The sequence below is a fragment of the Limimaricola cinnabarinus LL-001 genome, from assembly GCF_000466965.1.
GTDB lineage: Bacteria > Pseudomonadota > Alphaproteobacteria > Rhodobacterales > Rhodobacteraceae > Limimaricola > Limimaricola cinnabarinus.
Genome location: NZ_BATB01000040.1, coordinates 1 through 17,191, shown reverse-complemented (window position 1 = coordinate 17,191; position 17,191 = coordinate 1). Strand labels below are relative to the sequence as shown.

Annotated in this window: 15 protein-coding genes and 5 pseudogenes; 9 read left to right on the top strand and 11 right to left on the bottom strand. The window is 67.1% G+C overall.

Annotated features, from left to right (window positions below):
* Positions 1–86: 86 nt before the first annotated feature.
* The 6 genes and pseudogenes from rseP to pyrH form a co-directional block, all read right to left on the bottom strand.
* Positions 87–1,420, bottom strand: a pseudogene (rseP, locus tag MBELCI_RS12790) (RIP metalloprotease RseP).
* A 9-nt stretch (positions 1,421–1,429) separates the two neighbouring features.
* A complete protein-coding gene (dxr, locus tag MBELCI_RS12785) occupies positions 1,430–2,608 on the bottom strand; it encodes a 1-deoxy-D-xylulose-5-phosphate reductoisomerase (protein WP_045320125.1) in 1,179 nt (392 codons plus the stop codon).
* Positions 2,605–3,357 (bottom strand): phosphatidate cytidylyltransferase, encoded by a 753-nt coding sequence (locus MBELCI_RS12780; RefSeq protein WP_045320130.1) that lies wholly within the window; start codon positions 3,355–3,357, stop codon positions 2,605–2,607. The genes dxr and MBELCI_RS12780 overlap by 4 nt, the downstream gene beginning before the upstream one ends.
* Positions 3,358–3,463: 106 nt before the next feature.
* Positions 3,464–4,197, bottom strand: a pseudogene (gene uppS / locus MBELCI_RS12775) (polyprenyl diphosphate synthase).
* 32 nt (positions 4,198–4,229) lie between these two features.
* Positions 4,230–4,792 (bottom strand): annotated as a pseudogene (frr, locus tag MBELCI_RS12770) (ribosome recycling factor).
* A 145-nt stretch (positions 4,793–4,937) separates the two neighbouring features.
* Positions 4,938–5,663 carry a UMP kinase gene (gene pyrH, locus MBELCI_RS12765; protein WP_021694647.1) on the bottom strand — a complete coding sequence of 242 codons (726 nt, stop codon included), beginning with the start codon at positions 5,661–5,663 and terminating at the stop codon, positions 4,938–4,940.
* A gap of 107 nt (positions 5,664–5,770) precedes the next feature.
* Here pyrH and miaA point away from each other — a divergent pair, with 107 nt between their 5' ends.
* Positions 5,771–6,655, top strand: coding sequence for a tRNA (adenosine(37)-N6)-dimethylallyltransferase MiaA (gene miaA, locus MBELCI_RS12760; RefSeq protein WP_021694646.1), 885 nt, complete (start codon positions 5,771–5,773; stop codon positions 6,653–6,655).
* Positions 6,656–6,738: 83 nt separating this feature from the next.
* A complete protein-coding gene (locus MBELCI_RS12755) occupies positions 6,739–7,572 on the top strand; it encodes a DUF1206 domain-containing protein (RefSeq protein WP_045320124.1) in 834 nt (277 codons plus the stop codon).
* A 6-nt stretch (positions 7,573–7,578) separates the two neighbouring features.
* Here the strand turns inward: MBELCI_RS12755 and MBELCI_RS12750 are convergent, their stop codons facing one another.
* Positions 7,579–8,187, bottom strand: coding sequence for a lytic transglycosylase domain-containing protein (locus MBELCI_RS12750; protein WP_021694644.1), 609 nt, complete (start codon positions 8,185–8,187; stop codon positions 7,579–7,581).
* 175 nt (positions 8,188–8,362) lie between these two features.
* Between MBELCI_RS12750 and ssb the strand changes: the two genes are divergently transcribed.
* The gene (gene ssb / locus MBELCI_RS12745; RefSeq protein ID WP_021694643.1) at positions 8,363–8,875 is read left to right on the top strand and encodes a single-stranded DNA-binding protein; all 513 of its coding nucleotides are present in this window, start codon (positions 8,363–8,365) and stop codon (positions 8,873–8,875) included.
* Positions 8,876–8,930: 55 nt separating this feature from the next.
* On the opposite strand, the gene MBELCI_RS12740 is transcribed toward ssb, so the two are convergent.
* Positions 8,931–10,055, bottom strand: coding sequence for an anhydro-N-acetylmuramic acid kinase (locus tag MBELCI_RS12740; RefSeq protein WP_021694642.1), 1,125 nt, complete (start codon positions 10,053–10,055; stop codon positions 8,931–8,933).
* Positions 10,056–10,118: 63 nt separating this feature from the next.
* On the opposite strand from MBELCI_RS12740, the pseudogene tyrS reads away from it, so the two are divergent.
* Together tyrS and MBELCI_RS12730 are read left to right on the top strand one after the other, a co-directional pair.
* Positions 10,119–11,368: pseudogene (tyrS, locus tag MBELCI_RS12735) on the top strand (tyrosine--tRNA ligase).
* Between the two features lie 113 nt (positions 11,369–11,481).
* Positions 11,482–12,129, top strand: coding sequence for a DUF998 domain-containing protein (locus tag MBELCI_RS12730; RefSeq protein ID WP_021694640.1), 648 nt, complete (start codon positions 11,482–11,484; stop codon positions 12,127–12,129).
* Here the strand turns inward: MBELCI_RS12730 and MBELCI_RS12725 are convergent.
* A complete protein-coding gene (locus tag MBELCI_RS12725; RefSeq protein ID WP_021694639.1) occupies positions 12,126–13,088 on the bottom strand; it encodes a DUF3179 domain-containing protein in 963 nt (320 codons plus the stop codon). The two genes, MBELCI_RS12730 and MBELCI_RS12725, sit on opposite strands and share 4 nt — an antisense overlap.
* A gap of 160 nt (positions 13,089–13,248) precedes the next feature.
* On the opposite strand from MBELCI_RS12725, the gene MBELCI_RS12720 reads away from it, so the two are divergent.
* Genes MBELCI_RS12720 through eno form a run of 3 tightly spaced genes read left to right on the top strand, consistent with a single transcriptional unit; the run spans position 13,249 to position 15,876 of the window.
* The gene (locus MBELCI_RS12720; RefSeq protein WP_021694638.1) at positions 13,249–13,674 is read left to right on the top strand and encodes a Fur family transcriptional regulator; all 426 of its coding nucleotides are present in this window, start codon (positions 13,249–13,251) and stop codon (positions 13,672–13,674) included.
* A 3-nt stretch (positions 13,675–13,677) separates the two neighbouring features.
* A complete protein-coding gene (locus tag MBELCI_RS12715) occupies positions 13,678–14,568 on the top strand; it encodes a DMT family transporter (RefSeq protein WP_021694637.1) in 891 nt (296 codons plus the stop codon).
* Positions 14,569–14,598: 30 nt separating this feature from the next.
* Positions 14,599–15,876, top strand: a complete 1,278-nt coding sequence (gene eno, locus MBELCI_RS12710; RefSeq protein WP_021694636.1) for a phosphopyruvate hydratase — start codon at positions 14,599–14,601, stop codon at positions 15,874–15,876.
* Positions 15,877–15,946: 70 nt separating this feature from the next.
* Here the strand turns inward: eno and MBELCI_RS12705 are convergent, their stop codons facing one another.
* Entirely contained in the window at positions 15,947–16,426 is a 480-nt protein-coding gene (locus MBELCI_RS12705) for a PRC-barrel domain-containing protein (RefSeq protein WP_021694635.1), read from the bottom strand.
* Positions 16,427–16,509: 83 nt separating this feature from the next.
* Here MBELCI_RS12705 and MBELCI_RS12700 point away from each other — a divergent pair, with 83 nt between their 5' ends.
* Positions 16,510–16,755 (top strand): sulfurtransferase TusA family protein, encoded by a 246-nt coding sequence (locus MBELCI_RS12700; RefSeq protein WP_021694634.1) that lies wholly within the window; start codon positions 16,510–16,512, stop codon positions 16,753–16,755.
* A 101-nt stretch (positions 16,756–16,856) separates the two neighbouring features.
* Here MBELCI_RS12700 and MBELCI_RS21065 read toward each other — a convergent pair.
* Positions 16,857–17,191, bottom strand: a pseudogene (locus MBELCI_RS21065) (hypothetical protein); the annotation flags it as partial.

Here is a 17,191-nt window from a genome sequence, read left to right as displayed (position 1 = left end):
CTCTCCCGGCAAACACGCCTCGTAGGAGCATCGCGGCACAATCCGGCAGTAATTCGACATTGCGCGGGCCGCGATGCGGCGCCGCGTCAGGGGCAGAGGAACAGGTCGTTGAGAACCGCGAAAACCGTCATCGTCAGGATCAGAGACAGACCAAGCGCCATCAGCACGCGCAGCGCCTTGTCGCTGGGCTGGCGGCCGGTGATCGCCTCGTAGCCGAAGAATACGAGATGTCCGCCGTCGAGCACCGGGATCGGGAACAGGTTCAGCAGACCAACCGCCGTCGAGAGCACCGCGACGAACCAGATGAAGCTGGTGGCCCCCTGCTCGGCCATCGCGCCCGAAGTCTGGGCAATGCCCACCGGCCCCGACAGGTTGCACGAGGAGATCGCGCCGGTGATCATGTGGCCGAGCCCCGAGAGCGACGAGCCGATGATGCGCCAGACCTGTCCCACGGCATCGCCGAAGGCCGCACCGAGCCCCGGCGTTTCCGTCGCAGCCTCGAAGAACAGCCCCGAGGAAATGCCCAGCAGCCAGCGCGTCTCGAAGCCGCCCTCCTCGCGCGGCAGATCGACCCGGCGGGGGGTGAGCGTGAGATCACGGGTGGCGCCATCGCGCCAGATCGTCAGATCAAGGCTGCGGCCGTCGGAGTCGGTGACGATCTCGATCAGCTCCGCGAAAGCGAAGACCTCGCGCCCGTCGAGCGACACGATCACGTCGCCCGCGCGCAGCCCGGCGGCATCGGCGGCCGAACGCGGCGACACGCCGCCCACCAGTGGCGCTGCGGATAGGGGCCGCGCACCAGCAACTCGCGCCCGTCGCGCCGCACCCGGTAATCGAGCACCGGCTCGGCCGGGTAGCCTTCGGCCAGCCGCGACATCCCGCCCTCCGAAGGCAGTTCCGCGCCGCCGATGGCGAGGATCTCGTCGCCCGCGCGCAGCTCGTTCACGTAGCTGTCGGGCAGTGTCAGCATCCGCTCGACCGTCAGCGGATCTGCGGCGCGGCCTTGAGTAAGGATCACGCCGGTGAAGATCAGGATCGACAGGACGAAGTTGAAGACCGGCCCCGCCGCCACCGTCGCCGCGCGCGCCCAGAGCGGCGCGCCGAGCATGGTGTGGCGCAGCCGCGCTGGATCGGTCCCCGCCGCTTGCCCGACCGAGGCCGCGTTGGCATCGCCGAGGAACTTCACGTAGCCGCCGAAGGGCAGCGCGGCGAGTTGCCAGACCGTGCCGCGCCGGTCACGGCGCGACAGCAGCACCGGGCCGAAGCCGAGGCTGAACACCTCGGCATGGATGCCCGACCAGCGGCCGACGATGTAATGGCCGTATTCGTGGATCGCCACGATCACCGACAGGGCCACCACGAAGGCGGCGAGGGTGAAGGCGACATTGCCGAACTGCGGCAGGATCTGGGTCGGGTCCAAGGGGTCGTCCTATGCGGTGAAAAGGTCGGTCCGGGCGATGGCCGCGGCGCGCGCGCGGGCCTCCGCGTCGGCTCCAAGGACCGCGTCGAGGCCGGGGCTGTCAACCCGCAGCGCCCCGTCACGCGACATCATGTCCAACACCCGCTCCACCACCTGCGCCATCTGCATGAAGCCGATGCGCCGGTCGAGAAAGGCGTCGAGCGCGGCTTCCTTGGCGGCGTTGAAGGCCGCCCCCGCGAGCCCGCCCTCCTCCATCACGCGCCGTGCGAGGCGCAGCGCCGGGTAGCGGGCATCGTCGGGGGCGCGGAACGTCATCGACCCCACGGCGGCGAGGTCGAGCCGCGCCACCGGCAGTTCGCGCCGCTCGGGCCAGTTGAGCGCGTAGCCGATCGCATGGCGCATGTCGGGCGCACCCATATGCGCCATCAACGCGCCGTCGTTGAAGCCGACCAGCGCGTGGATCAGGCTCTCGGGATGGATCACCACCTCGACCTGCTCGGGCGCGAGGGCGAACAGCTCCTTGGCCTCGATGACTTCGAGCGCCTTGTTGAACATCGAGGCGCTATCGATGGTGATGCGCTGGCCCATGGCCCAGTTGGGATGGGTCGCGGCCTCTTCCGGCGTGGCCTGTGCCAGCCGGTCCAGCGGCCAGTCGCGGAAGGCGCCGCCCGAGGCGGTGAGGATCACCCGCTCGACCGCGGCGCGATCCTCGCCCGCCAGCGCCTGGAACACGGCGGAATGTTCGCTGTCGACCGGCAGCAGCGTCGCGCCATGGCGGCGTGCGCGGTCGAGCACCAAGGACCCGGCGGCGACCATGGTTTCCTTGTTGGCGAGCGCCAGCGTCGCGCCCTGCCCGATCGCGGCGAGCCCCGGCACCAGTCCCGCCGCCCCGACGATGGCCGACATCACCAGATCGGCGGGCATGGCCGCGGCCTCGGCGATGGCGGCGTCGCCCGAGGCGACGGCGATGCCGGTCCCGGAAAGGCGTTCGGTCAGTTCGGCGCGGCAATCGTCATGGCAGGTGACGGCGAGACGCGCGCGCAGCCGCTTCGCCTGATCGGCGAGCAGCGCCACGTTGCGCCCGCCGGTCAGCGCCACGGCCTCAAAGCGGTCGGGCGCCGCCTCGATCAACTCCACGGTCTGACAGCCGATCGAGCCGGTGGCGCCGAGAATGGTGATGCGTTTCAAAAATGCACCCCGGGAATGAACCCGAGCGCGGAGGCCGCCAGCATGAAAAGCGAGGCCCCGAGCATCGCGTCGAAGCGATCGAACAGACCGCCATGGCCGGGGATCAACGTCGAGCTGTCCTTGACCTTCATGCGCCGCTTGAGCGCGCTCTCGGCGATATCACCCATCTGGCTGGCAAAGCTCAGCAGCATGGAGATCCAGACGAGGTGCCACGGGCTGTCGGCCAGCATGACGAAGGCCAGACCGACGACACCCGCCGACACCCAACCCGCCGAAGTGCCCGACCATGTCTTCTTGGGGCTGACCTTGGGCCAGAACTTGGGCCCACCCAACGCGCGCCCCGCAACATAGCCGAAGACGTCGGTGCAGATCACCACGAGGATCAGCCACAATAGCCATTGAAATCCGTATTCGGCGCGGAAGGTGACGAGGCCCCAGCCCGCGATCTCGATGCCCAACGCGAAGGCGAGAAAGGTCGCCCTCTCCCGGCGCAGCATCAGGGCCCCCGCGATCGGCGCCACCAGAAACAGCAGCAGCACCCAGTTGTCGCCGTGTGACAGCTGACCCGACAGCACGCTGGCGCACAGCGCGGCCAGAAGCATGCCCGGCGTCGGCTTGCCGGGCTCTATCATCATCCACAGCTCCCAGACCATGACGGCGGTCACGAAAACCGTCAGCATCTGGAACCACAGACCGCCCATCATCACCGCGAGCGCGCCAAGGAGCGCCATGGCCGCGCCAGAGACCATGCGCACGCCCAGATCGCTCCAGCGTCCCGGGTCGGCCAGCGCGGCGGCCGTCACCGCCACACCTTCGGTGGGTTTGTCGCCCTTGCTGTCCCGTTGCTCCGTCACGTCAGGCCCTGACGGCGCCGTAACGGCGATCGCGAGTGGCATAGTTGGCGCAGACCTTGGCGAATTCGGCAGGCGTGAAATCGGGCCAGAGCGTATCGACGAACTCGTATTCCGCATAGGCCGACTGCCACAGCAGGAAGTTCGAGATGCGCGCCTCGCCAGAGGTGCGGATCACCAAGTCGGGGTCCGGCAGGACATGGGTGTCGAGAAAGCGCGACAGCGTCTCGGCATCGACATCCTTGTGGGTGAGGCGACCCTGCTCGATCTCGTAGGCGAGCCTCTTGGCCGCGCGGGTCACCTCGTCGCGCCCGCCATAGTTCAGCGCCACGGTAAGATGCACGAGGTCATTGTGGCTGGTCAGAAGCTCCAGTTCGTCCATCATCGCAACCAGCTTCTCGTCGAGCCGGATCCGGTCGCCGATGAAGCGCACCCGCACGCCTTTGGTCAGGAGCGCGCGCGCCTCGCGCACGATGTAGCGGCGAAACAGCGCCATCAGCCCGGAGACCTCGGTCTGGGTGCGTTTCCAATTCTCGGTCGAGAAAGCGAAGATCGTCAGATATTTGACGCCCAGATCGGGACAAGCCTCGACTATGTCGCGGACCGGCGGGCCCCGGCCTGATGCCCGAAAAGCCGTGGCCGGCCACGGCCTTGTGCCCAGCGGCCATTGCCATCCATGATGATGGCGACGTGATCCGGGCCACCCTTGGGTGTCGTGTCTTGCGCATCGGCAGCCATGGCGGCCTCCCTGGCATTCTCTGAGGAAACCCTCAGACCTGCATGATCTCGGCCTGTTTCGTCTCGAGCTGCTGATCGACCAGCTTGATGTAGCGGTCGGTCAGCTCCTGGACCTCCTGCTCCCAGAACTTCTGGTCGTCTTCGGAGAGACCGTCATTCTTGGCCTTCTTGATCTGGTCCATGCCGTCGCGGCGCAGGTTGCGGATCGCGACGCGGGCGTGCTCGGCATATTGACCGGCCACCTTGGTCAGCTGGGTCCGCCGCTCTTCGTTCAGCTCGGGGATCGGCAGCATGATGATGGTGCCGTTGAGCTGCGGGTTGATGCCGAGGCCGCTTTCGCGGATCGCCTTTTCGACCTTGCCCACGAGCGCCTTGTCCCAGACGTTGATCGTCACCATTCGCGGCTCGGGCACGTTGACGGTGCCGACCTGGTTGATCGGCGTCGGGCTGCCATAGGCGTCGACCATCACCGCTCGAGCATCGAGGCCGATGCCCGACCCGTGCGCAGGGAGGCGAATTCGGTGCGCAGGGAGGCGATCGCCCCGTCCATGCGGCGCTGAAGGTCGTCGGTGTCGAGTTCGAAATCGTCTGCCATCGGTCTCTTCTTGTCTTTGGGAGCGGGCTGTTGGCGCCGGTGATAACCGAGGCGGCCCCCGCATTCCAGAACACTTTGCCCGACCCTAACCTCGCCGCGTGTCGGGTCGTGGGCAGACACGTGGCAAGATCGGGTCGGGTTTCACTTAGCCATGCACCCGCGTCGAGGTGCCCTCGCCCGCGAGGATGCCACGCAACCCGCCGGGCTCGTCGAGAGAGAACACGATGATCGGCAGGTTGTTGTCGCGCGCCAGCGCGATCGCCGAGGCATCCATCACGCCCAGATGCTTGGCCAGCACCTCGTCATAGGTCACGGTCTCGTAGCGCTTGGCATCGGGGAACTTCTTGGGGTCCTTGTCATAGACCCCGTCGACCTTGGTGCCCTTGAAGATCGCCTCGCAGCTCATTTCGTTGGCGCGCAGGGTCGCGGCGGTGTCGGTGGTGAAATACGGGTTGCCGGTGCCGGCGGCAAAGATGCAGACGCGCTGCTTCTCAAGGTGGCGCACCGCGCGGCGGCGGATGTAGGGCTCGCAGACCTGATCCATCGGGATGGCCGAGATCACGCGGGTGAACACACCGAGCTCCTCGAGCGCCGACTGCATCGCCAGCGCGTTCATCACCGTGGCGAGCATGCCCATGTAGTCGGCGGTGGTGCGCTCCATGCCCTGCGCCGAGCCCGACAGCCCGCGAAAGATGTTGCCGCCACCGATCACCATGCAGATCTCGACGCCGAGATCATGCACCGACTTGACCTCGCGCGCGATGCGTTCGACGGTCGGCGGATGCAGACCGAACGCCGTGTTCCCCATCAGCGCCTCCCCGGAGATCTTCAGCATCACCCTGCGGAAGGCAGGCTTTTGGGTATCGGTCATGGGGGCTCCGTCGGTGGTTCGGGGGGGTCTGGGTCGCCGCGCAAGATGACCGAAACCGCAGGCGGGTTCAATGCCGTACGGGCAGCTTCGGCGACCCTTGGCCGGGGATGAGCGCGTGGAGGGACATCGCGCGCGGGCTCGATCCCGCGCGCCCGGTGCTGATCGCCGGGCCGACCGCCTCTGGCAAGTCGGCACTGGCGCTCGCGGTGGCCGAGGCGGGCGGCGGCGTGGTGGTGAACGCCGATGCGCTTCAGGTCTATGCCGACTGGCGCGTGCTCACTGCCCGCCCCCCGGCCGAGGAAGAGGCCCGCGCGCCGCATGCGCTCTATGGGCAGGTGCCGCGTGATGCGGCATGGTCCGTGGGCCATTGGCTGCGTGCGGTGACGACATATCTGGACGGCGCGCGGCCGATCATCGTCGGCGGCACGGGGCTGTATTTCTCCGCCCTGACCGAGGGCCTTGCCAAAATCCCGGCCACGCCCCCTTCGATCCGCGCCGAGGCCGACGCGATCGCCCTGCCCGATCTGATCGCCGGGCTCGACGCGCCCAGCGCCGCGCGGCTCGACCTTAACAACCGCGCGCGAGTGCAAAGGGCGTGGGAGGTGCTGCGCGCCACCGGGCGGGGCATCGCCGAATGGCAGGCCGCGACGCCCGCGCCGCTGCTGCCGCTCGACGCCGCGCAGCCGTTGGTGCTGCGGCCCGATCCGGGATGGCTCGACGCACGAATCGCACGGCGCTTTGACCACATGCTCGAAGACGGCGCGGTCGAGGAGGTGCGCGCCAACCTGCCGCATTGGACCCCCCGCGCTCCTTGGGCGCGGGCCATCGGCGCGCCGGAACTGGTGGCGCATCTGCGTGGCGAGACCGATCTTGCCACAGCGCGCGCGCACGCGATCCTCGCCTCGCGCCAATACGCCAAGCGGCAGCGTAGCTGGTTTCGCAGCCGCATGAGCGGCTGGCGCGAGATCGATCCGGCGTCGCCGACCCGCTGACACGATCCCTGCCCGACGACACGGTCCCGCGAAACAGCGTCGAGCGGGTGGAACCCGCAAGGCCCGGGTCGCCTTGTGGGGTCATGACACAGCAAAATCTCCAATGGGCGGTCCCGGTGATGCGCGCGGGCTATGCGGGCCGCGGCCTCATCTATCTTGTGGTGGCGATCCTGTCGCTCCTCGCGATCTGGCGCGGCTCCACGCCGGGCGGCACCGGCGAGGCGATGGCCTCGCTGGAGCGGGCCTGGTGGGGCATCGCGCTTCTGGCGCTGATCGCCATCGGCCTCGCGGCCTATGGCGTCTGGCGCCTTGTTGCGGCGTTCTGGGATCTCGAAGCGCATGGCAGCGACGCCAAGGGCATCGTGGCCCGGCTCGGTCAGGTCGTGACCGGCATCATCCATCTCGGTCTCGCCTTCACGGCGGCGGCGATCCTGATGCCCTCCGGCTCTGGAGGCGGCGGCGGCTCCAGCCTAGACAAATGGACCGCCAAGATCATGCAGATGCCGTTCGGCCAGTGGATCGTCGGCCTTGCCGGGGCCATCGGTTTCGGCGCGGGCGTCTATTACATCTGGAAGGGATTGTCGCACAAATACATGGCCAATCTGCGCGCCCGTCCCGTGACGCTGAAGCTGCAACCGGCGCTCACTGCGGGGCTCGTCGCCAATGGCGCGGTCGTCACCATCGTCGGCTTCCTGCTCATCTATGCGGCATGGACCCTCAACCCCAGCGAAGCGGGCGGTCTGGCCGAGGCCTTCGACTGGTTGCGCAGCCAGCCTTATGGCACGGTGCTGGTGACAGCGCTGGCGGTGGGTCTCTTGGGATTTTCGCTGTTCTGCTTCGTCAACGCGGCCTACCGGCTGATCCCCAAGCTCAAGACCGACGACGTGGAAACCATGGCGCGCCGGCTGGCATCCTGAGAGCCGTCAACCCCCGAGAATAGCCTTCACGTAATGCCGGGTCTCGGCGAAGGGCGGAATGCCACGATATTTGGCAACCGCGCCGGGACCCGCATTGTAGGCGGCAAGCGCCAGCCGCCAGTCGCCGAAGGCGTCATACTGCATCCGCAGATACCGCGCCCCGCCTTCAAGATTCTGGCGCGGATCGGTGGGATCGACGCGCAGCTGCCGGGCCGTGTCAGGCATCAGCTGCGCCAGCCCAAGCGCACCGACCCGGCTGACGGCCCCCGCGTTCCAACCACTTTCCTGCTGCACGAGGCGCAAGAACAGATCTTCGGGGATCCGGTGCTTGCGCGCGGCGTCACGCGCCAGCGTCAGATAGGGACCCTTGTAGCGCCCCCTGAAAGCCGGAGAGACCGGCGAGGCCGCCACCACCAGATCCTGCGGCACCTCGGCGCGGGGTGGCTGCAACCGGCCCGAACCTGCGTATTGCGATGCGGCCCGCCCGTCGAGCACGCCGAGCTGCGAGGCGAAGAGGCCCGGCGCGGAGCGGCTCGACACCCGGTCGGCTAGAGCGGGCGCCGCGCAGGCAAGGCAAAGCGCCGCCAGCATGGCGCCCCTGAAGAGATGTTTCATCGCGTCCCCCCGTTGCGCCAGTTGTCCCCGGCGCTGCTGCGTTCGCTGCGCCGACGCTACCCGCGATCATGGTGGAAAGGAAAGCGCGAATGGGCAATTGGGCTGTCATCGGGCGGTCGCGCGGCTTAGGGTCGGCGCGAGAGAAACGCAAGATTCGACAAGGCAGGAGGACCTCATGGCTGGTTCCGTCAACAAGGTTATCATCATCGGCAATCTGGGCCGCGATCCCGAGGTCCGTACCTTCCAGAACGGCGGCAAGGTGGTGAACCTGCGCGTCGCCACCTCCGAAAACTGGAAGGACAAGAACACCGGCGAGCGCCGCGAGCGTACCGAGTGGCACTCGGTCGCGATCTTCAACGAGCCGCTGGGCCGGATCGCCGAGCAATACCTCAAAAAGGGTTCAACCGTCTATCTCGAGGGCCAGCTGGAAACCCGCAAGTGGCAGGACCAGCAAGGCAATGACCGTTACTCCACCGAGGTCGTGCTGCGCCCCTTCACCGGCAACCTGACGCTGCTTGGCGGTCGCGGTGACGGCGGCGGTTCGGGCGGTGGCTATGGCGGCGACGACCGGGGTGGTTATGGCGGTGGCTCGGGCGGTTACGATGACCGCGGCGGCTATGGTGACAGCAATCAGGGCGGCGGTCAGGGAGGCGGCAGCCGCGACATCGACGACGAGATCCCGTTCTAAGATCAGGCCCTGTGCAGATCGAACGCCGCCCCCTCTCGGGGCGGCGTTTCTCGTTTCAGCCCAGCGCCACGGCAAGCTCGCCCGGGCGGCTGAGTGTTCCGCCTCCCACGGCGGCGCGCACGCCCGTCGTACCGGGCGCCGAGGTGGGCAGGCCCCGCGCCACCCGCACCGCGAGATAGGCGAAGGCCTGCGCCTCAAGCATGTCACCGTCGAGACCCGCCTCCTCGACCGGCAGGACCGGACAGTCGCAGCCCGCTGCGATCATCGCCATCATCACCGGGTTGCGTCGCCCCCCCCCGGTGACCAGCAACCGCTCCGGCGGTGCGGGGCACAACTCCATTCCGCGCATTACGCTGGCCGCGGCACAGGCCGTCAACGTCGCCGCCGCATCCGCGTCCGAAAGCGTCGCCACCTCGCCCGCCAGCGCGGCAAAGGCGTCACGGTCGAGCGATTTTGGGGCCATCCGAAAGAAATGCGGATGCTGCAGGAAGCGCGCCACCACGGCGTCGTTCACCTCGCCCCGCGCCGCAAGTGCGCCATCCTCGTCGAGCGCTCGCCCCAGCCGGGTCTGCAGCAAGTCGTTGACCGGCGCGTTGGCGGGACCGGTGTCGAATGCCAGCAACGCGCCTTCGGTCTCGGGGCGGGCAAAGCCCGGATCGGCGAAGGTCAGGTTGCCGACGCCGCCGAGATTGAGGAAGGCCAGCGGCGCGCGGGCCTCGATGAACCGGGCCAGAGCGAAATGATAGAACGGCGCGAGCGGCGCGCCCTCGCCTCCGAAGCGCACATCGGCGCTGCGGAAGTCCCAGACCACGGGCAGGCCCAGCGCCTCGGCGAGGATCGCGCCGGAGCCCGCCTGATGCGTGCCGCGCCCGCGCGGGTCATGCGCGAAGGTCTGACCGTGAAATCCGATCAGGTCGATGTCGTCGAAGCGCGACAGGATCTCGGCATGGGTGGTTTCGACCACCTCAGCGGCGGCCTCGACCTCCGCGCCGTCCCAGCGCCCGAGAGCGGCGCGCAGCACCTCGCGCTCGGTCTCCGAATAGGGCCTGTAGGCGCTTTCCCCAAAGCCGAACACGGTCTCGCCATCGGTCTCGATGATGGCGGCGTCGACCCCGTCGAGCGAGGTGCCCGACATCGCGCCCAAGGCCCTGATCTTGTCGCCCGTCCCGATCCGCCGCATCGCGCTTTCCCTCGTCCCGCTTGATGCCTATAGAGTGGCGCGACCAAGAGAGGGGCACAAGACATGACCTACCACCCCAAGAGCGACTTCATGTCCGTGATGATCGAGCGCGGCTATCTTGCCGACTGCACCGATTATCAGGGCTTGGACGAGGCGCTGTCGAAGGGGGTCGTGCCCGCCTATATTGGCTATGACGCTACAGCGGCGTCGCTGCATGTTGGACACCTGCTCAACGTGATGATGCTGCGCTGGCTGCAAAAGACCGGCCACAAGCCGATCACCCTGATGGGCGGCGGCACCACCAAGGTGGGCGATCCGAGCTTCCGCTCGGACGAACGGCCCCTGCTGGGCCCCGACCAGATCGCCTCGAACATCGCCGGCATGAAACAGGTCTTCGCGCGCTACCTGTCTTATGGTGACGCACCGACCGACGCGCTGATGCTCGACAATGCCGAGTGGCTCGACAATCTGAACTATCTTGAGTTCCTGCGCGACATCGGGCGGCATTTCTCGGTCAACCGGATGCTGTCCTTCGAGAGCGTGAAATCGAGGATCGACCGCGAACAGTCGCTGTCGTTCCTTGAATTCAACTACATGATCCTGCAGGCCTACGACTTTCTCGAACTGAACCGTCGCTATGGCTGTGTGCTGCAGATGGGCGGCTCGGACCAGTGGGGCAACATCGTCAACGGTATCGATCTCACGCGCCGCGTGCTCGACCACGAGATTTACGGCCTGACCTCGCCACTGCTGACGACCTCGGACGGCCGCAAGATGGGCAAATCGGCGGGCGGCGCGGTCTGGCTCAACGAAGAGATGCTGAGCCTTACGAGTTCTGGCAATTCTGGCGCAACACCACCGACGCCGATGCGGGCCGCTTCCTCAAGCTCTATACTGAACTGCCGGTCGATGAGTGTGAGCGCCTCGGCGCGCTAGCAGGCTCGGAGATCAACGAGGGCAAGATCGTGCTGGCCGACGAGGTCACGGCGCTTTTGCATGGGCGTGACGCGGCCGAGGCGGCCAAGGCCACGGCGCGCGAGGTGTTCGAGAAGGGCGGCGTGGGTGACGACCTGCCCACGCTGACGCTCTCCGAGGCCGAGGTGGCGGACGGCATCTCGATCGTGCAGCTGATCGTGCGGGCAGGGCTTGCCGGGTCGGGCAAGGAGGCCAAGCGATTGATTTCGGACAATGGCGCGCGTCTAGATGACGCGCCGCTGACCGATGCGGGGCTGATCATTGATCGCGCGGCCCTCACCGCGCCGATCAAGCTTTCGGCGGGCAAGAAACGCCACGCCCTGGTGCGTCTGGGCTGAGATCCCGAAGGGGCGGCGCGCGTCGCCCCTTTTCATGTGACGCGGCGTGGCACGCCTCTTGGCGGAACCAGCGCCGCCCCCTCCCGTTGGCCCGCCAACACGGGAGAGACGCCATGAAGGACGCCGTCGGACAACCGGTCGACGCAGAACGCCCCTACCTGCTTTTGCTGATGGCGGGACTGGGTTTTTTCGGCTGCATGTCGATGATCGGCGGCACCATCGCCGCACAGATCGTCGTGCCGGGTCATGATTGGGTCGCCGACACGATCAGCGATCTGGGCGCCGGCGAGTGGGAGATCATCATGGACGTCGCCCTCTACGGCTTTGCGGCGGGTCTCTTCGCCATGGCGCTGGCGGCGTCGCATGCGCATCTGGGCGGCATCGGCTGGTCGGCTGGCGTGGTGTCCCTCGCCATTCTCGCGGCGCTGGTCGTCGTCGTCGGCGCGCGCAACGAATACGGCGATGGCGACGACGAAGGCGTGGTGATCCACATCTACCTCGTCTACGGCATCGGCGTGCTGTTCCTCGCGGCCCCGCTCAGCATGGCGGCGGGATTCGGGCGCGATCACCCCAAGGTACGGTCGGCGCTGATCGGCCTCGCCATCGCCTGGGGCGTGTCCGCGCCGCTGTTTCTCATGGCGCCAACTTCGATCGACGGTCTGGCCGAGCGGGTTCTGGGCCTCATCGCCTGCGCCATCCTTGCGGTGATGGCATGGGTGTTCTGGCAGCGCGGGCTCGATGCGCGCGAGGGCCGGGTCTAGCCGCCTAGCATCCATTCGCCCTCTGGCCAGAACACGTGGAAAGCAAAGGCGAAAAGCACGTCATGCGGCATGTCGCGGCCCTGCGCGTCACGCACGCGCACATTGCCCACGTCGCGCCCCTGCGCGACTGCGCTTGCGTCGAGCGCGCTGGCCTGCCCGGCCTCCCACGTGATCGTCACGCCGGCCTCGCTCACCGATCCCGCCTCGCGTAGCCGCGAAAAAGTCCAGGCCCGGTCGCCCACGCGCACCACCCGCATCAGGGGCGCGATGTCGTGCGGCGGCATTTCGCCCGAATAGAGGAAGGGCCGCGCCGAGCTGTCATAGCTGACATAGGGGTTGCGCCCGTAGTCGCGGCTCCAGTCCGGCTCGTCCATCACCAGCCCCTCCGGATAGGCCGCGAGATACCTTTCCCAGCTGTCCATCCAAGCGGGCAGCAACTCAAGCTCGCGGCCCGTCATCTCGCCGACGATGCCGGTGCCGATGGCTTGCTGCCACCAGCTTTCGGTCTGGCGGTCATACATCACCATGTCCGAGGCGCGCAGCATCCCCGAGACGCCGAAGGACAGCTCCTGCCCCTCGACCCGGCGGTCGAACACCATGCCCGAGTTGCATAGCGGACAATAGGTGACGGCCACCGGCACGCCCCCCGCCGCGTCGTTGACGATCTCGTGCCAGAGCAGGTAGCGGATCGGGTAGGCCCGCGCGGGCCCCTCCGGGGCGGGCCAGACCATCACCGGTTCCGCCGGCCCGAGCCGCGTCTCGGATGCGGCCGGGACCATGCGCGGATCATCGATCGCGGGGATGCCGTCTTTCGGCGGTCCGCCCGACATGATCTCGGACCAGTCGGTGATGTCGGTGGTGGCGAAATCGGTGTTCGGCCATTGGCCCTGCCAGCGCGCGGGCTGGGCCTGCGCGGCCCCCGCGATCGCCAGCGCGACGATGATCGTGATGATGCGCATGTCGTGTCCTCCCCTGCGTCAGCCTGCCCGGCCGGTCTCGCGCGCGACACCCCGCCTCACCGCATGGTGACGCCGCGCGAGCCACCGTGTGCCCGCAGGGTGGCGTCCTCGCCTCGAACCGGCTAGACGGGCGGCGAGACATCTCCACGGACCCTGCCCCATGCCCGAAACCATCCTGTCGCGCTGCGAGCAGAACGGCCTGCGCCTGACCGAACAGCGCCGGGTGATCGCGCAGGTTCTGGAGGCGGCGGACGACCATCCCGATGTCGAGGAACTGCACGCCCGCGCCGCCGCCGAAGACGCACGCATCTCGCTTGCCACGGTTTACCGCACGGTGAAGCTTTTCGAAGAGGCTGGCATCCTCGAAAAACACGAGTTCGGCGACGGGCGCGCACGCTACGAAACCACCGACCGCGAGCACCACGACCACCTCATCGACATGCATTCGGGCGAGGTGATCGAATTCGTCGACGACGAGATCGAGGCGCTTCAGGAACGCATTGCCGAGCGGCTGGGCTACCGGCTCATCGGGCACCGGCTGGAACTCTACGGCGTCCCGACCGCCCCCGCCAAGAAAGAAAGCTGAGAAATGGAGAACCTGCGCGGCAGCGCCTTGATGGTGGCGGGCATGCTCGGCTTCGCGCTCGAGGACATGTTCATCAAGATGATGGCAGGCGCGTTGCCGGTGGGGCAAATCCTGATGCTTCTGGGCCTCGGCGGCGGCATCGTCTTTGCCGTGATGTCGATGGCACGCGGCGAGCGGCTCCTGTCGCCGGATTTCCACCACAGGGCGGTGATCGCGCGCAACCTGGGCGAGGTGATCGGCACCGCGGGCTTCATCACCGCCGTGGCGCTGTCGCCGTTGGCCACGGCCTCGGCGATCTTGCAGGCCAACCCGCTTCTGGTGACACTCGGGGCGGCCGTGTTCTTTGCGGAGCCGGTGGGCTGGCGCCGCTGGAGCGCGATTTGCGTCGGTCTGTTCGGCGTGCTGCTGGTGATCCGGCCGGGCGCCGAGGGTTTCACGCCGCTGTCGCTCTTCGCGGTGCTCGGCACGATCGGCCTTGCCGCGCGCGACCTCGCCTCGCGCCGCGTGCCGCGCTCCATCTCGTCGCTGAAGCTGTCGACCTACGCCTTTCTGATCCTCGTGCCCGTCGGCTACCTGATGGTGGTCGTGGCGGGCGAGGCGCTGGTCTGGCCATCGACCGTCAATTCATTGCGGCTTCTGGCCGCCATCGGTGTCGGTGTCGCGGGCTACTGGGCGCTGACGGCGGCCACGCGAATGGGCGAGATCTCGGTGATCGCGCCCTACCGCTATACCCGCCTCGTCTTTGCACTGTTCGTGGCCTACTTCGCCTTCGGCGAGCGGCCCGATCTGCTCACCTATATCGGTGCCGCGATCATCGTCGGATCGGGCATCTACACGCTTCTTCGCGAAGCCCGGCTCAGGCGCGCTTCACGCCGGGTCACGCCCGCGTTATAGAACCTCCAAACCTTCCCACAGGAGATCTCCATGAGCACGATCATCGACATTCACGCCCGCGAAATCCTCGACAGCCGGGGCAACCCGACGGTCGAAGTGGACGTGATCCTCGAAGACGGCACGATGGGCCGCGCCGCCGTGCCCTCGGGCGCCTCGACCGGCGCCTACGAGGCGGTCGAAAAGCGTGACGGCGACAAGTCCCGCTACATGGGCAAGGGCGTGCTCGAAGCGGTCGCGGCGGTGAACGGCGAAATCGCCGAAGCCATCCTTGGCATGGACGCGACCGAGCAGGTCGAGATCGACCAGACCATGATCGAGCTCGACGGCACCGACAACAAGGGGCGTCTCGGCGCCAACGCGATCCTCGGCGTGTCCATGGCCGTCGCCAAGGCCGCGGCCGAATACACGACCCAGCCGCTGTTTCGCTATGTCGGCGGCATGTCGGCTCGCGTCCTGCCGGTGCCGATGATGAACATCATCAATGGCGGCGAACATGCCGACAATCCGATCGACATCCAGGAATTCATGATCATGCCGGTCTCCGCGACCAGCATCCGTGAAGCCGTCCGCATGGGCTCGGAGGTGTTCCACACCCTCAAGAAGGAACTGTCAGCCGCTGGCATGTCCACCGGTCTCGGCGACGAGGGCGGCTTCGCCCCCGAACTGGGCTCGACCCGCGAGGCGCTCGACTTCATCCTGAAATCCATCGAGAAGGCCGGCTACAAGCCTGGCGAGGACATCTATCTCGCGCTCGATTGCGCCGCGACCGAGTATTACAAGAACGGCAAGTACGAGCTGAAGGGCGAAGGCAAGTCGCTGACCTCTCAGGAAAACGTCGCCTATCTCGAAGCGCTGGTGAACGACTACCCAATCATCTCAATCGAAGACGGCATGTCCGAAGACGACTGGGATGGCTGGAAGGCGCTGACCGATGCGCTGGGCGACCGTGTGCAGCTCGTCGGCGACGACCTGTTCGTGACCAACCCCACCCGTCTCAAGGACGGCATCGAAAAAGGCTCGGCCAATTCGCTCTTGGTGAAGGTCAACCAGATCGGCACATTGACCGAGACGATGCAGGCCGTGGAGATGGCGCAGCGCGCCCGTTTCACCTGTGTGATGTCGCACCGTTCGGGCGAGACCGAGGACGCGACCATCGCCGACCTCGCCGTCGCCACCAACTGTGGTCAGATCAAGACCGGCAGCCTCGCGCGCTCCGACCGGCTCGCCAAGTACAACCAGCTGATCCGCATCGAGGAAATGCTGGGCGAGACCGCGATCTATGCAGGCCGTTCGATCCTGCGCGGCTGATCGGACCCCTCACGACGAGAAAGGGCCGTGGCGGATGCCACGGCCCTTTTGCTTTCAACTGGCAGAGCGATCAGTCGCGCCAGTTGTAATAGCCTTCGTCGGCCTGCGGCAGCGCTTCGAGCTGTTCCTGGCTCATGCGGGTCACGAGCGAGAAATCACCGCCGGCATAGTCTCCGGCAAAGCGAACTTCGCTGAAATCGAGGATGACATCCTCGTCACCGATATCGAGCCAGCCGCCCGTCTCGATCACCAGACCGATCATCTGACCATCGGCCGAGATCACGATGTCCTCGACTTCACCGATGTCTTCCCATTCGGCGTCGACTTCCTCGTAATAGGGCGTGTCGGTCCACAGCGTCTCGTCATACTCGGCCTGAAGCGTGTAGATGTTCGAGCCGATCAGGTTTTCCGCGCGAATCGTGTTCATCATGTTGTCGGCCGTCAGACGGCCGCTGCCCATGCCCATCTCCATATGCGCCTCGGCGAGCGCGCCGCCAGCGGTGAGGGTCAGTCCGAGAGTCAGGGCTGTGGTGTTCATCATGCGGGTCATGAGATCTCCTTCGTCTTGCGTTTCCGTCTTCGGCGGGTCAACCGTTCAACTCCGCTCCTGTTCCAGACCAAAGGTTTCCCCCAATGTCGGCTTCGGCTTCGGCTTCTTCTTCGCAGCGCTATGACGCGCGCGGGCTGATCTGCCCGCTGCCGGTCCTCAAGGCGCGCAAGTTGCTGGCGGCGATGACACCGGGCGAGGTGCTGGAGATCCTGTCCGACGATCCCGTGGCCCGGATCGATCTGCCGCATTTCTGCGCCGAAGCGGGGCATGTCCATCTCGACCTGATCGAGGACGGCGCGACGCAGATTCACCGCATACGCCGCGGCTGACGGAACGAAACGGACGCTTTCGTTCCGTTGTCATACCGTCCCTTTGAAAGGTAAAGGCCGGGCAGGTTTCCCTGCCCGGCCTTCCTTCGCATTCCGCGAAGCTACGGATCAGCGGCCGATCGACCACCAGCACGGCGGCGCGGCTTGGTCTCTTCCTCGTCCGCGTCGACACCGGCATCCACGGTCTCGCGGGGAGCCTCTTCGGCCTCGGGCGCCTTGCGGGTCTGCGCGACCGTATCGGCAACCTGCTGCGCGACCTCGGGCATCACCTCGGGGGCCGGAGCCGCTTCGGGCCTGTCGCCCGCCTCGGCCTCGGCCGCACCGGCGGCGGCGGGCTCGGCCGCGGCCGGGACCGGGGCGGTCTCGGCGACCTCCGTCGGCCTTGGGCTCGGCCTTCTTTCGACGGGTCCGGCTTGGGCTTGGGTGCGCCTCGGCC

What these genes read in the sequence shown, in the direction of transcription:
- MBELCI_RS12740 (WP_021694642.1), bottom strand. Translation starts at nt 10,055, where the DNA reads ATGCGGCGGATCGGGACGGGCGACAAGATCAGGGCCTTGGGCGCGATG.
- MBELCI_RS12780 (WP_045320130.1), bottom strand. Translation starts at nt 3,357, where the DNA reads ATGGTCTCTGGCGCGGCCATGGCGCTCCTTGGCGCGCTCGCGGTGATG.
- ssb (WP_021694643.1), top strand. Translation starts at nt 8,363, where the DNA reads ATGGCTGGTTCCGTCAACAAGGTTATCATCATCGGCAATCTGGGCCGC.
- MBELCI_RS12730 (WP_021694640.1), top strand. Translation starts at nt 11,482, where the DNA reads ATGAAGGACGCCGTCGGACAACCGGTCGACGCAGAACGCCCCTACCTG.
- MBELCI_RS12700 (WP_021694634.1), top strand. Translation starts at nt 16,510, where the DNA reads ATGTCGGCTTCGGCTTCGGCTTCTTCTTCGCAGCGCTATGACGCGCGC.
- MBELCI_RS12755 (WP_045320124.1), top strand. Translation starts at nt 6,739, where the DNA reads ATGACACAGCAAAATCTCCAATGGGCGGTCCCGGTGATGCGCGCGGGC.
- miaA (WP_021694646.1), top strand. Translation starts at nt 5,771, where the DNA reads ATGAGCGCGTGGAGGGACATCGCGCGCGGGCTCGATCCCGCGCGCCCG.
- MBELCI_RS12750 (WP_021694644.1), bottom strand. Translation starts at nt 8,187, where the DNA reads ATGAAACATCTCTTCAGGGGCGCCATGCTGGCGGCGCTTTGCCTTGCC.
- eno (WP_021694636.1), top strand. Translation starts at nt 14,599, where the DNA reads ATGAGCACGATCATCGACATTCACGCCCGCGAAATCCTCGACAGCCGG.
- MBELCI_RS12720 (WP_021694638.1), top strand. Translation starts at nt 13,249, where the DNA reads ATGCCCGAAACCATCCTGTCGCGCTGCGAGCAGAACGGCCTGCGCCTG.
- MBELCI_RS12725 (WP_021694639.1), bottom strand. Translation starts at nt 13,088, where the DNA reads ATGCGCATCATCACGATCATCGTCGCGCTGGCGATCGCGGGGGCCGCG.
- MBELCI_RS12705 (WP_021694635.1), bottom strand. Translation starts at nt 16,426, where the DNA reads ATGACCCGCATGATGAACACCACAGCCCTGACTCTCGGACTGACCCTC.
- MBELCI_RS12715 (WP_021694637.1), top strand. Translation starts at nt 13,678, where the DNA reads ATGGAGAACCTGCGCGGCAGCGCCTTGATGGTGGCGGGCATGCTCGGC.
- pyrH (WP_021694647.1), bottom strand. Translation starts at nt 5,663, where the DNA reads ATGACCGATACCCAAAAGCCTGCCTTCCGCAGGGTGATGCTGAAGATC.